The 14190-nt window shown below is 70.4% G+C and carries 10 protein-coding genes; 3 read left to right on the top strand and 7 right to left on the bottom strand.

Annotated features, from left to right (window positions below; genetic code table 11):
* The first annotated feature begins 64 nt into the window (after nt 1-64).
* Nucleotides 65-1768, top strand: coding sequence for a DUF885 domain-containing protein (locus OG199_RS43455; RefSeq protein WP_405827135.1), 1704 nt, complete (start codon nt 65-67; stop codon nt 1766-1768).
* Here OG199_RS43455 and OG199_RS43450 read toward each other — a convergent pair.
* The 7 genes from OG199_RS43450 to OG199_RS43420 all read right to left on the bottom strand — a co-directional run bounded on the left by OG199_RS43450 (nt 1757) and on the right by OG199_RS43420 (nt 10864).
* Nucleotides 1757-2698, bottom strand: coding sequence for a thiopeptide-type bacteriocin biosynthesis protein (locus OG199_RS43450; protein WP_405827137.1), 942 nt, complete (start codon nt 2696-2698; stop codon nt 1757-1759). The genes OG199_RS43455 and OG199_RS43450 overlap by 12 nt on opposite strands.
* Nucleotides 2695-5652 carry a lantibiotic dehydratase family protein gene (locus OG199_RS43445; RefSeq protein WP_405834367.1) on the bottom strand — a complete coding sequence of 986 codons (2958 nt, stop codon included), beginning with the start codon at nt 5650-5652 and terminating at the stop codon, nt 2695-2697. The genes OG199_RS43450 and OG199_RS43445 overlap by 4 nt, the downstream gene beginning before the upstream one ends.
* On the bottom strand, nt 5652-7058 hold the full coding sequence (locus OG199_RS43440) for a metallopeptidase TldD-related protein (protein ID WP_405827139.1): 1407 nt from the start codon (nt 7056-7058) through the stop codon (nt 5652-5654). Before OG199_RS43440 ends, OG199_RS43445 begins: the two co-directional genes overlap by 1 nt.
* Entirely contained in the window at nt 7055-8326 is a 1272-nt protein-coding gene (locus tag OG199_RS43435) for an MFS transporter (RefSeq protein ID WP_405827141.1), read from the bottom strand. The genes OG199_RS43440 and OG199_RS43435 overlap by 4 nt, the downstream gene beginning before the upstream one ends.
* Nucleotides 8327-8402: 76 nt before the next feature.
* Nucleotides 8403-9596: a HesA/MoeB/ThiF family protein gene (locus OG199_RS43430; protein ID WP_405827143.1), complete on the bottom strand. Its 1194-nt coding sequence runs from the start codon at nt 9594-9596 to the stop codon at nt 8403-8405.
* 8 nt (nt 9597-9604) lie between these two features.
* Nucleotides 9605-10558: an aKG-HExxH-type peptide beta-hydroxylase gene (locus tag OG199_RS43425; RefSeq protein WP_356802833.1), complete on the bottom strand. Its 954-nt coding sequence runs from the start codon at nt 10556-10558 to the stop codon at nt 9605-9607.
* A gap of 165 nt (nt 10559-10723) precedes the next feature.
* The gene (locus OG199_RS43420) at nt 10724-10864 is read right to left on the bottom strand and encodes a hypothetical protein (protein ID WP_356802835.1); all 141 of its coding nucleotides are present in this window, start codon (nt 10862-10864) and stop codon (nt 10724-10726) included.
* Between the two features lie 217 nt (nt 10865-11081).
* Here OG199_RS43420 and OG199_RS43415 point away from each other — a divergent pair, with 217 nt between their 5' ends.
* Nucleotides 11082-11744, top strand: coding sequence for a hypothetical protein (locus OG199_RS43415; protein WP_405827145.1), 663 nt, complete (start codon nt 11082-11084; stop codon nt 11742-11744).
* Nucleotides 11745-12486: 742 nt separating this feature from the next.
* On the top strand, nt 12487-14103 hold the full coding sequence (locus OG199_RS43410) for a purple acid phosphatase family protein (RefSeq protein WP_405827147.1): 1617 nt from the start codon (nt 12487-12489) through the stop codon (nt 14101-14103).
* Nucleotides 14104-14190 lie beyond the last annotated feature (87 nt).

Below are 14190 nucleotides of genomic sequence, written 5' to 3'. Positions count from 1 at the left end.
CACAGGAGTTCGTCGACGGAGCCGAACTCCGCCCGGCGCCTCCTACTCGGACAAGGACCTACGTATGGTACGAACCGCAGCTCTCTCCGGGCTGAGCGGCACGGCGCTGCCCCGCCAAATCGCCGATGCCTACCTTGAGGACCTGATCGCACTCGACCCGATCACCGGCAGCTTCCTGGGCGTGCGCGAGTGCGACACCCGGTTGCCCGACTTCTCCCCGGCCGGCCGAGCCGACGCGGCGGCGCTGATCCGTGGCGCGCTCGCCCGGCTCGACGTCGCCGAGCGGATTCCCGGGGCGAAGGAGGAGGTCGAGCGACGCTGCGCCCGGCTGCTGCGCGAGCGGCTGACCGCGGAGCTCGCGGTGTACGAGGCGGACGAGGAACTGCGGACGGTCAGCAACACGCACTCACCGATCCACGCCATCCGCGACGTCTTCTCGGTGATGCCCACCGACTCCACGGCGGACTGGGAGGCGGTCGCGGAGCGGCTGCGAGCCGTACCGGCCGCCGTCGAGGGCTACCGGGAGTGCCTGGCCCTGGGCCTGAAGCGCGAGTTGTACGGCGGTCCGCACACCACGGGCGTCTTCGTCGGACAGCTCACCGAATGGGCGGGCGACGGCACGGGCTGGTTCGAGGAGTTCGTGGCCCCCGGCCCCGACTCGCTGCGTGCGGAACTGGAGACGGCGGCCTGCGGTGCGACGGCGGCGCTCGCGGCGCTCCGCGACTGGATGCGCGAGGAGTACGCACCCTTGGTCGCGGATGCTCCCGACGTCGTGGGCCGTGAGCGCTACGCCCTGTGGTCACGGTTCTTCAACGGCACGGACCTCGACCTCGGCGAGGCGTACGCCTATGGCTGGTCGGAATACCACCGGCTGCTCGGCGAGATGTGCGCCGAGGCGGAGCGCGTGCTGCCGGGGGCGGAGTCTCCGTGGGCGGCACTGCGGCACCTGGACGAGCAGGGCACGCACATCGAGGGCGTCGAGGAGGTGCGAGCGTGGTTGCAGGGCCTGATGGACGAGGCGATCGAGGCGATCGACGGCACCCATTTCGAACTCGCCGAGCGGGTACGCAAGGTGGAGGCGCGGATCGCCCCGGAGGGCGGCGCGGCGGCACCGTACTATTTCCCCCCGTCGGAAGACTTCTCGCGCCCCGGCACCACCTGGCTGCCGACCATGGGCCGAACCCGCTTCCCGGTGTACGACCTGGTGTCCACCTGGTACCACGAGGGCGTTCCGGGGCATCATTTGCAACTGGCGCAGTGGGTGCACAAGGCCTCGTCCCTGTCCCGCTACCAGTCCACCGTCGGCTGGGTGTCGGCGAACTGCGAGGGCTGGGCGCTGTACGCGGAGCGCTTGATGGACGAACTGGGCTTCCTCACCGATCCAGAGCGCCGGCTCGGTCATCTGGACGCCCAGATGATGCGTGCCGTCCGCGTGATCATCGACATCGGCATGCACCTGGAGATGGCGATCCCGGCGGACTCTGCCTTTCACCCCGGCGAGCGATGGACACCGGGGCTCGCCGAGGAGTTCTTCCGCGCCCACAGCGGCCGCCCGGCCGAGTTCGTGTCGAGCGAGCTGACCCGCTATCTCTCGATGCCGGGGCAGGCCATCGGCTACAAACTCGGCGAGCGGGCCTGGCTGCTCGGCCGGGAGAACGCGCGCCGACACCACGGCGAGTCCTTCGACCTGAAGGCGTGGCACATGGCAGCACTCTCGCTGGGGTCGCTGGGGCTGGACGACCTGGTGGACGAGTTGTCAAAGCTCTGACTCCGGCTGAGGCCGATAGGTGTGGTCGAGAGGTCGGCCAGCCAGGGTCTGGGCGGTCAGGGCCTGCTGGGCTGCGGTCAGTCCCGCGCGGTTCCAGTGGAAGACGGTCCAATACGCGGCGGCCCGCCTCGGGGTCAGTGGATACCGGGTGGCGGGGCGGCTGAGGCACTCGGCGTGCCATGCCTCAAGGGTGGGGCCGCTGGTGCGGGCGAACGTGTGCAGCAGCGGCGACTGGTCCGCTTGATCGAGGCCGGGCCGATCGTGCGGTGCGGCCCAGACCGTGTCCCACCGAACGCGCAGGGACCTGGCCAGGGCCACCACCTCCGGCCGCGCCCACTCGTGTTCGGCCAGGCGGCGGCCGGTCTCCTCGGTCACGTGGTTCCAGACCTCCCGGTCCTCCCACCCCACCACACCGAGCTTGACGAACACATGGGCAAGCGCCCGGAAGGAGAGGATCAGACGCTCCCCGGCCGGCCGGGAGCCAGGCCGGGCGCCGGCGTGCCAGCGCATCCACAGCAGAGAGTCCGCGCTCCAGGTCCGGTGCACGTACCCCATCGAACGTGCCCCTCCGAACAGGGTCTGCTGCGGTTCGTAGACGGCACTGCGCACGTGGTCGCGGCCGACGATGCGTGCCGCGGCCGTGACCGCCTCCCGGCGCAGCTCGCCGAGGTGTGTGCCGTCGGCCGCCTGGAGCCGCCAGCGCAGGCCGGGCGGTTTGTGGATGAAGAGGAAGAGGTCGGCCAGTCCGGTCTGCCGCAGCCGCTGGGTCTCGTCCAGCAACCGCTCGTAGACCTCGGTGGACGGCGGATAGCCCGTCAGGGCCAGGCCGATGTCCACCCAGTTGTCGTGGTGGGTCGCCTGGTGGGGCGGGATCAGGGTGTCCTCCTCATCGGTCGTCCCGGGGCCGATGGGGAGGGGCGGTCGGTTCATGAGGCATCCCTGGTTGCTCGGTGCCATGAGAGGTGAGCGTGTTCCGCCGCGGCGGCCAGGGCCAGCAGACCGTCGGTCCCGCCCGGTCCCACCAGGCGCCCGGCGTGTTGGCGGACCATGAGGTGTCCCGCGTGGGCGACTGCGGCAGGGGCCGACAGCCGGCGCAGGTAGGTCTGCGTCGTGGCCGCGCGTTCCTCCCAGCGGTGCGTCAGTTCGCGTGGGGCGAAGCCGTCTTCGTCTGCAGCGCCGGTGAGCCGCGCGATCACCCGTCGGCGCAGGGGTGCGAAGCCACGACGGTCCGGCTCGATGCCGGCCAGGGGCCGGGTACCGCTCAGTCTGAGCCGTCCGGCGAGATCCAGGATGCTGAGCAGCGGGCCGTCCGGTACGGGGCTGTCCAGGGCGGCGAGTGCGCAGCGGGTGTCGGCCATGGCCCAGTGCTCCAGCAGTTCCGGGTGGGGTGAGGGCGTGCCGAAGCCCGCGTCCCGGGGGTAGGCCAGGATGATCGGCCCCTCTGCCGGCCACACGCCGGACAGTCCGGCGAGGAGCTCCTCCCACCTGCCCGGTCCGCACGGATCGAGGAGGATGCGGATGTCCAGGTGCTCCTCGTCCCTGTGGGTGAAGAACCACCGGTGTCCGGTGAGGATGCCCGACAGCTGGTGCCGAAGTTCCTGCCGCTTCCTGCCGGAGCAGGGCAGCGTGGCCCGCAGCCAGTCCCCGCCGGGCAGGACGGGGGCGGGCGGACGGGGGCGCTCCGGGGGGAGGCCGGCCATCGGCTTCCCGGGACCTGGACACCGTCGCTCCGTCGCGGCCATCGGGAAGACGGCCTCGACGAGATGGGCGCCACCGGGCGATCGAGCCCAACAGTGTTCCTGGCCCAGCGCCTCGGTCAGGACGAGGGGTCCCTTCTGTGCCTGGCGGTGCAGCAGGTGAACGTCGACAGGGTCGTCCAGACGCAGCGGAATCTGGCGGTCCCCGTCCACCAGCGTGACCTGCGGGGGGACGGACCACTGCCGGCACCACCGGGCGAACCGCCCGTGCCAGGAAGGGGCACGGGCACCGTCGTGCACGAGATCGCTCTGCGGGCGCCAGGTCTGGGGGCTGAAGACGGTGCGCCCACGCCGCACGCGCGGCAGCCAGGGTGCGTCGGCGAGCGTGCCCCAGCCGAAGGCGATGGCGAGGTTCTGGCCGCTCGCGGCGGCCAGCACATGGGCGCTGTGGGGGCCGGCCGCCTCCGAGTTGAGGGCGGTGGCGGCTCGTGGCAGCACCCGGACGCCCAGGCTCCGGGACCAGATCTGCGGGCCGTCCGGGCCCGGGGAGAGCAGCAGGTCCTGCGGACCGAGGTCGCTCTGGCGGATCCCGTCGTCGTCGGCGGGGGTGTTGGTGCGGATGCGGACCGAGCGGGTGAGGCTGGCCCGGGCGACGTTCTCGGCGGCCGGGTGGCGGGGGTGGAAGGTGACGTCGGCGATGAGGACCGGCTCGGGCAGCCAATCCGCGGCGGTCAGGTCGGCCCGGTCATGGATGGCGCGCAGGGCCTTGTCGCCGGCGCCGCCCAGCGCAGGGGCGAAGCGGGCCAGCGCGGTACCGGCGCTGCTCGCGGCCGGTCTGCGCACGTGCAGTTCGAAGTCGCCCCGGTTCAGTGCGGCCAAATCCGGCGCGGCGACGACAGCGAAGAGGTCCAGGTCCGTGACCGGGGCACCGTCGCGGACGGGAGCGATGGCGTCCAGGAGTGCGTCGTCCAGCACGATCTCTGTTCGGCGCTCGTGCAGCGCGGCGGCGTAGGCCGCGAGCAACGCGGGATGCGTGGCGGGCGGGCGGGGCGGCAGCGGCGGACAGGAGAACTCCGGGAGAGGGACGGCGTAACCGCCGGAGACCTGTTCAAGGTGGTCCTGGACGTGCCGGAGTTCTCGAGCGGTGGCGAACCGCGCGAGGACGCCCGCGGCGTCCTCGGCCTCCGCGCGGACGTCCGGCCCGAACGCTATGTCCGCGTCGACGACCGTGTCGACGTGCAGGGGGCTGCCCTCCACGGCCGGTACCCCGGCCACCTCGGCGACCCGGTCGGCCAGCTCATGGACGTCTTCGAGCGCGGGGCCGGCCGCGCCGGCCGGTGCCGTGGCGTAGGCGTCGACGATGGCGACGAACTCCTGCAGTTTCTGGGCCAGTTCGGGGCACAGGCGGCGACGGCGCAGCCGGTCCAGGACATGGGCGAGTGGGTCATGGCTGTGCGGGGGCGGCTGAAGTTCGGAGACGAGGAAGCCGTGCGTGACAAGGGTGCGGTGCAGGAGTACGCCGTCCTCGCGCGATGCGCCCTGGACGCGGACCGCGTCCAGGATGCGCTGGCCGGGGACCTGCCGGGCGGCAGCCTCCATCGCGGCGACAAGCGCCGCTGTGGCGCGCAGGGCGATCCGGCTGGTGCGTGCGTCAGGAGTGAGCAGGACGTAGGTGTCGTCAGTGCGTCGTACGGCGGGGTTGGCCGCGTACTCCAGGGTGCTCAGTCCGGCCGTCGAGCGTTCCGTGCTGTTCACGACCGCCCTGAGCCAGGCGGCGTCCGGGCGGACCACGCGCCGGTGCTGGGCTGGTTCGGCCACGCTCCCGCGTCCGGCGTCAGCGAAAGGGGCGAGGGTGACTCCAGCGAAGAGACCAAAGGGCGTGGCCCGGGCCCGCATTCGTGCCGCGTAGGCGGTGAGGCTCACGGCGAGGGTGCGTAGTTTCTTCACCGGAAGCTGGTCCAGCGGCTGTCGGGCCGTGTGCGTCGTCGAGGGGCTCGCCAGCGCGACCGCGTCCATCAGCAGGTCGTCACTCAGCAAGGCCGTGATCCGCGCGCGCAGCTGCTCCGGGGTGGGTGGTGCTGTGGCCACTCCCGCGCCGTCATGGGGGCTGCCGATCTGCGCGAGCGGAATCCGCACCAGCGCCGGCCCGGCGCTGGTGTAGGTGACGGGGGGCGGGTCGTCCGTCATCACACCGGCCTTTCTTCCTTCGGCTGTCGTGTCTGGTGGCGGACGGCGGGCCGCGGCGGGGTGAGCCGTCGATGCGGCAGTGTTCGGACAGGACCCGTGAGCAGGGTGGGTGTGGTGGCTCCGACCGGGAGGCTGCCGGAGCCAGCCAGGCAGTAGGCCGACCACGTGTGCAGGGTCCCGGCACACCCCACGGCCCGTACGTCCTGCAACAGGTGCCGTGCTTTTGCGGTGACGAGGAACGGCTCCAGCCGGGTGCGGCCGTCGTCCTTCGTGGCGTCCTTGACCTCAAGCACGACCGTGCCATCCCGGTGGTCCAAAGACCCGAATCCCAGCCGGTGGACGTGGATCACCGGTGCACTGGTGTCGCCCAGCGCGCTGTCCAGGGCGGCGGACGAGGCGGCGGGTGCCAGTTCGAGGTGGCTCATCCGCGGTTGCGGCCTGTGCCAGGCGTCCTCGGCACGCCACGGGCCGTCGACGTTGTCCTCCAGCAGGCCCGCTAGCCGCCCCGCGGCGAGCAGGGGGCGACGGCGCGTCGGCGTGCCGAGCATGGTGTGCTGGTGCGCGCCGAAGCCTCCGGCGTGCCGCGGGTTGTCGTCGATGGTCAGCCGGTCGTACGCCACCTGCCGTGTCAGGTGTCCAGCCAGCAGCGACGGACGATGCCGGGTGCTCTCCAGGAGGTGGCCGCAGACCTCGTGCAAGAAGGCGCCGGCGCTGCCGTCGATGAGGAGCAGCTGCACCCGGGGAGCAGCCGTGCGCGGGGGTGCAGCTGCTCGGGCCAATGCCTGTTCCACCTGCTCGCGGAGCCGGTCGAGGCCGTAGGCGATGTCACCGCTCCACGCGGCATCTGCCTCGGCCACTCGCCGCCCCGCCCTGAGCACATCGACGACGACGGCCGACGTGTGTAGCGTCTCGTGCCTGGACGGCCCGTTTGCCGGCAGCAGCAGCCGGTTCTCTACGGCGACGTGAGCCTCGACGACCAGCTTCAGGTCGTCGTCCCGGGGCAGTTGCCGGGCGACCGCCTCGACGAGCAGTGCTGGCTCCCGGTCGATGTGCGGCGGCATGACGAGCTCGGCGTCGGGTCCAGCGGCACCATGTGTGTCAGGGCATTCCACCTCGACGACCTGGGACACCGCACGCAGCGCGCGCGTGCCGCACTCGTCCACGGCCGCATGGCGGACCGGGGACGCCTCGGGGCCCGCCGCACAGTCGAACACGAGGGCGGCGGTGGTCCGCTCGACATGGTCCGCGAGGCGGCGGATCCTTACCTCCGTCCCCGGACCGGTGCCCACCGCGGCCGCACGCCGGTGGCTGCGGACCGTCACACAGCCAGGTCCGTCCCCGGCGGCCGGCGCCGTGCGGTGACCGCCCGCTCCCGCGAGATCGTGGCCGGTGGTCGATGGGGTCATGACGCCGACTCCGCGGCCGACGGAGAGAACAAGGGTTGTGCCGCTCGGGCCCGGTGGTGGCGCACGGCGGGCACGAAGGCCGCCAGGGCCAGCACACTGCCGCCCAGGCCCACGGCCCAGGTCCCGGTGCGCACGTCCAGCGCCGCGACGAGCCCGCCGAGGATCACCCCGCCGAGCGCGAATCCTCCGGTGATGGACGACTCAACGAGGCCGTAGAAGGCGCTGGAGTCGCTCTCGCCGACGCGGTCGGCATACGACGTCCAGTACATGGGCTCCGGAATGTTGGCGGCCAGACCCACGAGAACAGCGCACCCGAGGGCGACCAGCAGGCTGGGACTGGAGCCGAGGAGACCGAGAATCACGCCCATCGACACCACGCTCGTCACACACAGCAGGAGCCGTCCCTGCTTGGCCACGCTGCCACCGATCAGGACACCGAGAACGGAACCGGCGCCGACAGCGGCGGTCAGCCACCCGATCGACCCGTTGCCGGCGTGCAGCCGGTCGCCGAGCAACGGCAGCAGGACCAACGAGGCACCGGCCACCGTGCAGGCCACCGCCTGGGTCATGACGCAGGCCAGCACCGCCGGATCCTTCCGCATGGCCCGTACGGCCGTGGCCAGGGCGCCCTTGCGCAACCCGGCGGCCTGCGACTGCTCGGCCACTGGCGCGGCGGTGGCCGTGGGCTCGCGGACTGCGGCCACGAACGCCAGTGACAGCAGGAAGCTCGCGGCGTCCACGACCAGGGCACCGACATTGCCGACGGCGGTGCTCATCAGTCCGCCGAGCGCCGGGGCGACGACGATGACCGTGGTGCCCGTCGCGCCGATCACGGCGTTGAAGCTCGCGCGCTGGTCGGGGTCAATGACATCCCGCTGAAAGCGGCGTTCGGCCGGCCCGTGGAAGGCGGACACCAAGGAGCAGCCCACAACGAGGGCCACGAGCAGCCACGCCGACTGGTGGGCACTGGCCGCGAGGGCTGCCAGGAACAGCAGGCCGGCCCGTACGGCGTCGGCGAGGATCATCACCGTTCGCGGCGCCAGAACCGCGCCCCAGCGCCCGGCCCATGGCCCCACCATGAAAGGAACGACGACGCGCAGCGCGGTGAACAGGGAGAGAGCACCGGCCCCACCCTCTTCGAAGACCAGCGCGCTCATCGCGACGTAGAGGATCCAGTCACCGGCCTTGGAGATCGAATCCGCGACAAGCAGGCGCCGTGCGTCGGGAAGGTGCGCGATATTCTTGTAGTTCGTCAGGGCGGCTTTCATGGAGGCCTCGCTCTGTCTGATCGTCTGCTCGTCTACTCGGAAGGCTTGGGTCGGGTGGGGTCCGGGCGGTGGCCGCTCAGGCGGTCCTGGCGCTAGGGGGCGCCACCGTTTCCCCCGTGGCGCAGTCACAGGCCGGATGTCCGGGGAACGGCTCCAGCACGGTGCGCGGATGCTGGAAGCGCACGATCCCCCCGACGGTGGAGGGTGGTGCGGCACCGGTCAGATGGAGCACGATCTCCGTCGTCATCAGATGGGCGACGGTGAGCGGGCCGGAGACGAAGGCCGGGTAGCGCCACGACCGCTTGGCCGCCAGCGCGTTGACCAACAGGTCGTGGCGGTCCCCCAGTTCCTCGCGCAGCCGGTGTTCGAGACAGCCGAAGCAACCGGCCGCGCTCGGGCTGTACAGCGGTCCGACGGAGCCGGCAAAGGCGCCCAGGTAGGGCGTGCCGCTCTCTTTGCAGACCTCGTCGATCCACCGGTTGAGCACGAAACGCGGCGCGTCGGCGCACACGGCCACGAAGTCGGCACCGTCGATCGAGTGGCGGACGTCGTCCTTGCCGCGGACGTACTCGGGCAGAACCCGGTAGTCGGTGTACCGGGAGAACCGCCGCAGCTGCTCAGCCAGGCAGTCGGCTTTACCCCGCCCGCTCTGGTCCGGGCTGAAGAGGATCTGCCGCACCAGGTTGGACGATTCCACGGTGTCACCGTCGACGAGGGTCAACCGTCCGACTCCCACGGCGGTGAGCGCCTGGGCCAACAGGCTGCCCGCCCCGCCGAGGCCGATCACAGCCACGTGCGCCGCGCGCAGCCTGCCGAAATAGTCCCAATGCCCTTGCGACTCGGTGGACAGCGTGCCCAGCCACTCAAGCTCCGTCGAGAAGCGATCGACGAGCTCGTCGTCCGCCCACGGTGGGCGCTGTCCGTCGCGCAGCGGTACGAGGATCCCGGCCCGGGTCAAAGGGGCAAGGAGACGCTCGACCCGGCTGATGGTGGTGACCGACGTGTCACCGATGACGCGCTCGACGACGTTCCTGAGCGTCGGCCGGTCGCTTTCGATCAGCAACAGGATCCGGCGCAGCGTATCGGGCGGCTCGGAGATCACCCGGTGATCGGCGTAGACGCTGTCGAAGAACAGGGAACCGTCGGCCAGTTCGAGCATTTCCCACTGGTTGCTGAACTGCCAGCGCTCGTCCCCCTGTCCCACAGCCACCGTACGAGCCGCGGTGGTGCGTCCGGTGACGCCGAACCGCGGCACCGTCGCCTCAGACACCGCCGCCCTCATGACGGCACACCCTCTCGTGCCAGGCACTCGCCCATGGACGCGCACAAGGTCTGCCCGTCCTTGGTCCACCGCGCCGTACTGTCCAGCACGATCAGCGCCTCACGCAATGAGTCCAGGGCGAAGCGCCGGCGCTCCTCGACCGGGCAGCCGTCCAGTGGGCCACCGCTGGGATGGACGCTCAGATAGCGGCTCAGCCCTTCGGCGATCCGGCACATGACGAAGGCGGCGTGCAGGACTCCGCGCAGCGGCCGCGCATCGGGACGCAGCGCGTGGACACCGATGGCGTCCGGGTTGTCGAGGAAACGCGTGAACTGTTCCCGCAGGGCCAGCGCGTGGTGCGCCGACTCGTGCAGCAACAGCTCGAACATACGCAGCGGGTCGCTTGCCTCTTCCAGTTCGGCGTAGACGACGCCGTACGTGCTCTGGATGGTCGCCGATCGCAGCGGCCCCCGCGCGAAGACGAGGTACTGGACCAGCAGGTTGTGTTCCGTCCACGCATCAGGCCAGGAAGCGCTCAGCGCCTGCCGAGCCAGCCTCAGCGAAACGCGCACGTCGTCTGGCAGGTCGGTGACGACGCTCCCCACTTCTTCTTCGCCCCAGTTGAGGGACCGCAGCACCTCCTGCAGTCCGTCACGCAGCCACAGCGGGTCGCGGGGACCGCTGTACACCTCGGTCGGCTGCGGCACGCCGGCTTCGTCCAGCCAACGCACGACCTCGACGGGATCGGTGTCCGCGACGGTGCCTTTGTACAGGGAGTGCACGGCCGCTGGCGCGAGACGCCGGGTCCGCGGAACGAGGTCCTCGACCCGCCGCCGCTCGGCCGCGTCCACCCGGCCCGCGGCGCGCCGAGCCAGACTGCGGTGATAGATCACTGCAAGCCGCTCGGTCCGGCTCGCGTCGATGCCGATCGATCGCACCTGCTCGGCAAGGTCGACGGGGATCGCCTTCACTGTTCCTCCTCCTCGGTACTCATCTGCGCGATCGCTCCTGGTGGGTGAGAAGCCGGGGGCGGAACCTCGAATCGAGATCCCGCCCCGAGTGCTGCCGACGATGGGACAGCCGCCAGCTCACGAATGGCGGCGCCCAACGCTCGCGGCCGCTCAGCGGCCGGATGATCAGGCGAGACGCGGCTCGGTGTAGGTGAAGGAGGTCTCCGCCGTCTCAAGCTCGATCTCGACGTCGAGGTCCGCGGCGACCTTCGTCTCCACCTGGTCCTGGACCGGGGTGCCCTGGATGTCGTTGGTGTTCTCAGCCATTTCCGTCTCCTTCAGTCGGGCCCGCCGTTCGGGCTTGACTCAAGATTCCGGCATGGCGGGGTGGTCCAACCAGTCGGAAAAGTAGACGACTTGACGTGAGTAGAGATCACGTATAAATGCGCATGGCACTCGTGATCCAGTTCGACAGGGGGCGTCACGAGACACTTGGTTCTCGTGGATCTCTTGGCGGCCACGACGAAACCCGAATGGAACCCGCATGAGTGACGGAATCGCCTGGATCGGTGTGCACAGTACGGCAGGCAGTTCAGCCGCCCTTCCGGGCATGCTGGGAGGGATATCGCTTACCTGTGCACGCGGCGTCGACGCGGACGAGTTCCTCATCGCGCTGGGTGCCGATCTCGACGAGCTCGCCGACCGTACGCTCTGCAGGGATCTCCTCGTGCCAGTGAGGCGACCGGGCGACCGGTCACCGCACGTCAATCGCGCGATGTACGGGACGTGCGGCGAGTGGGTGTACGTGCTGGAGGACTGGGGCGCGGCGACGTGGGCCACCGGCTACCGGAAGGTGGAGTCGATGCGGCCCGCTCCGGACGAGGAGATCGTCTGCGTGGCCTTGAACGCCTGGAGTCCGCCGCAAAGGATCATCCATGCGCCGGGCGACGAGAGCGCCCGTCAGGCCGAGTTCGGACAGGACACCGGGGAAGGCTCGGCCTTGGATGCGGCCCTCCATGCTGCCGGCGCTGTGTTCCCCTCCATCGGGGAAGTGGGTGAGGCCGCTGCCGTGGCGCACTTCGAGGAGCACGGGCCCCGGCTTCCCGAAGCGGTGTTCACGGCTGTGGGCGACTACTGCGGCCTGTCCGTCGATCGGGCAGCCGTGGAGGCCGGGGATCTTCCCGCGGTCCTGATTCCCATGGTCTGACCTACGCGCCAGGACGCGGTGCGCAGCCTCCACCCCGGGGTTCCGACGAGGAGGAGGGAAGCGATTCGTCGAGCGCGCCGCGTACGAGAGATTCATGGGTGTCACGCAGCGAACGCGCGGCTGGGACCCCTCCCCGGCACGAGACATGCCGCCGCGGGAAGAGCGAAAACAGACCAGCTCAGCCGTCTCTTGCACCATGCCCACACACGACGTACGAAGCGGCGCACGTTGGACAGCCTGCCGAACTCGGGTACGTCGTATCCTTCCGTCGATCAGCCGGACGGAGAAGCGGTGTCTCCCTTGGTGGAGCCTTTCTCGGTGGAGGCGAAGGGGTACTCGTCGCACTGCAGGCCGTTGTCGACCGCACCTCCGTGGGGGTCCCCGTCGCGGGGCCGCCGGCGGGTTCAGTGCTGTCCGGCGGCCGGTGGCGGCGTCCCGCGCCATCGCCGCAACTACCCGGCCTTTTCGGCCTCGCCGCCGCCCTGTGCTGCTACTAGAGGCTCGTCCGCCTCACCACGTAGGACACGGTCTTTAGCCAGGACGGGGTCAGGCCGCCGGGAATTTCCGTCCGTTGCGGTGACCGCCATCTGGCGTTCATACCTGTCTCACCGCTCCGGTCGACCGTGCTTCCTAGCGTCCGTGAGTGCGCGCACCGCTGACCTGCCGCAGCCCCCTGTCAGGTTCGGAGCGCTGCTGTCCGGTCGTTGTGCGACTGCACCCGACGACGCGAAAGGCCCCTGGAATGTCCGAAGAACCCAAGCAAACCAGAATCTCTCGTCGCAACGCGCTCGGCCTGTTCGGCGCGACGGTGTCCGGCGCCGCCGCCGGGCCACTGGTCCTCGGCGCCGGAACCGCCGAGGCGGTCCCGGCGCAGTCGGAGGTCACCGGTCTCACCACCGGCTCGGCCACCACCCCCGTCCAGGGCCTGCACCTGACCTTCGGCGCCGACCCACGCAGCCAGATGGTCGTCTCGTGGGTCACCGACGCGGCCGTCAAGAACCCTCGGGTCGTCTACGGCACGCTGGGTGGCGGCTTCGGCTCGACCGTGCACGCGAGGACGAAGACCTACGTGGACGGCGCCTCCGGGCGGAGCGTCTGGGTCCATCACGCGCTGATCAGCAAGCTCAGGGCCGACACCGGCTACCTGTACGCGGCCCAGCACGACGGCGCCACCCCCGACGCCGGTACCTTCCACACGGCGCCGTCCGGCCGAGCTCCGTTCACCTTCACCAGCTTCGGCGACCAGGGTGCGCCCAGTGTGACGTGGAAGACCGGAGCGAACCCGGCCGACGCCTCGGGCCGGGACTTCGAGCCCAACGCCACGCCCGCCGCCGCCGACATCGTCACCGGCGTCGAGAAGGTCGGCCCGCTGTTCCACCTCCTCAACGGTGACCTCTGCTACGCCAACACCGGGCCCGACCGCATCCGCGTCTGGCGCGACTTCCTCGCCAACAACAGCCGCTCAGCGCGATTCCGTCCGTGGATGCCGGCCGCGGGCAACCACGAGATCGAGCTGGGCAACGGCAAGCTCGGTCTCGACGCGTACCAGACGTACTTCGAGCTGCCCTCGACCGAGACCCAGCCCGAGCTCGACAACCTCTGGTACTCCTTCACGGTCGGCGCGGTGAAGGTGATCTCCCTGCAGAACGACGACATCGCCCTGCAGGAGGGGGGCGACATCTACATCAACGGCTACTCCGGCGGTCGGCAGCTGGCCTGGCTGGAGAAGGAGCTCAAGTCGGCACGGGCTTCGAAGGACATCGACTGGATCGTCATCTGCATGCACCAGGTGATGATCAGCTCTGCGACCGCCGCGAACGGCCCCGATCTCGCGCTGCGTGCGGCGTACGGGCCGCTGTTCGACAAGTACGGCGTCGACCTGGTGCTCTGTGGCCACGAGCACGACTACGAGCGCTCGTTGGCGGTGCGTGGCGTCGTCCCGGGCAGCGTCACCCTCACCCCCAACCCGAGTCAGAGCGCACTCGACGTGATCGACAGCGCGCACGGCACAACGCACATGGTCCTCGGCGGTGGCGGCGTGTCCGGCATCACCAACAACAGCTTCACCACCGACGACGCCGACGGTCACGGGCATCACTCGGCATACGTCCAGACGGAGCACGTCGGCAAGTTCAACTCGGTCAAGGAGAAGGAGACGGCGGTGTGGATCGGCGTCCGCGACGCGGAGCATCCGTACGGCTTCGCCGAGTTCGCCGTCGACCCGGGCCGTCACCCCGGTGACGTGACCCGCATCCACGTCACCTACTACAACATCATCACGCCCACGGGTGAGCTGTCGGTCTTCGAGAAGTTCACGCTCCAACGCCGTCGTAGTGACGGCGGCCACGGCCGGCACTGACCCACCGCGAGCAGCAGCAGTAGTCGTCAACGCCTGGGGCCGGGACGTCGTCCCGGCCCCAGGCGTTGCGCGCGTCGATGGCGCAAC

The sequence above is a fragment of the Streptomyces sp. NBC_01176 genome (assembly GCF_045039825.1).
GTDB lineage: Bacteria > Actinomycetota > Actinomycetes > Streptomycetales > Streptomycetaceae > Streptomyces.
The sequence above is the reverse complement of the archived record's forward strand: the minus strand, read 5'-3'. Positions and strand labels throughout refer to the sequence as shown.

Excerpts from the sequence above, each read along its gene's own strand:
- OG199_RS43410 (WP_405827147.1), top strand. The coding sequence starts at position 12,487 with ATGTCCGAAGAACCCAAGCAAACCAGAATCTCTCGTCGCAACGCGCTC.
- OG199_RS43435 (WP_405827141.1), bottom strand. The coding sequence starts at position 8,326 with ATGAAAGCCGCCCTGACGAACTACAAGAATATCGCGCACCTTCCCGAC.
- OG199_RS43450 (WP_405827137.1), bottom strand. The coding sequence starts at position 2,698 with ATGAACCGACCGCCCCTCCCCATCGGCCCCGGGACGACCGATGAGGAG.
- OG199_RS43440 (WP_405827139.1), bottom strand. The coding sequence starts at position 7,058 with ATGACCCCATCGACCACCGGCCACGATCTCGCGGGAGCGGGCGGTCAC.
- OG199_RS43420 (WP_356802835.1), bottom strand. The coding sequence starts at position 10,864 with ATGGCTGAGAACACCAACGACATCCAGGGCACCCCGGTCCAGGACCAG.
- OG199_RS43445 (WP_405834367.1), bottom strand. The coding sequence starts at position 5,652 with ATGACGGACGACCCGCCCCCCGTCACCTACACCAGCGCCGGGCCGGCG.
- OG199_RS43455 (WP_405827135.1), top strand. The coding sequence starts at position 65 with ATGGTACGAACCGCAGCTCTCTCCGGGCTGAGCGGCACGGCGCTGCCC.
- OG199_RS43415 (WP_405827145.1), top strand. The coding sequence starts at position 11,082 with ATGAGTGACGGAATCGCCTGGATCGGTGTGCACAGTACGGCAGGCAGT.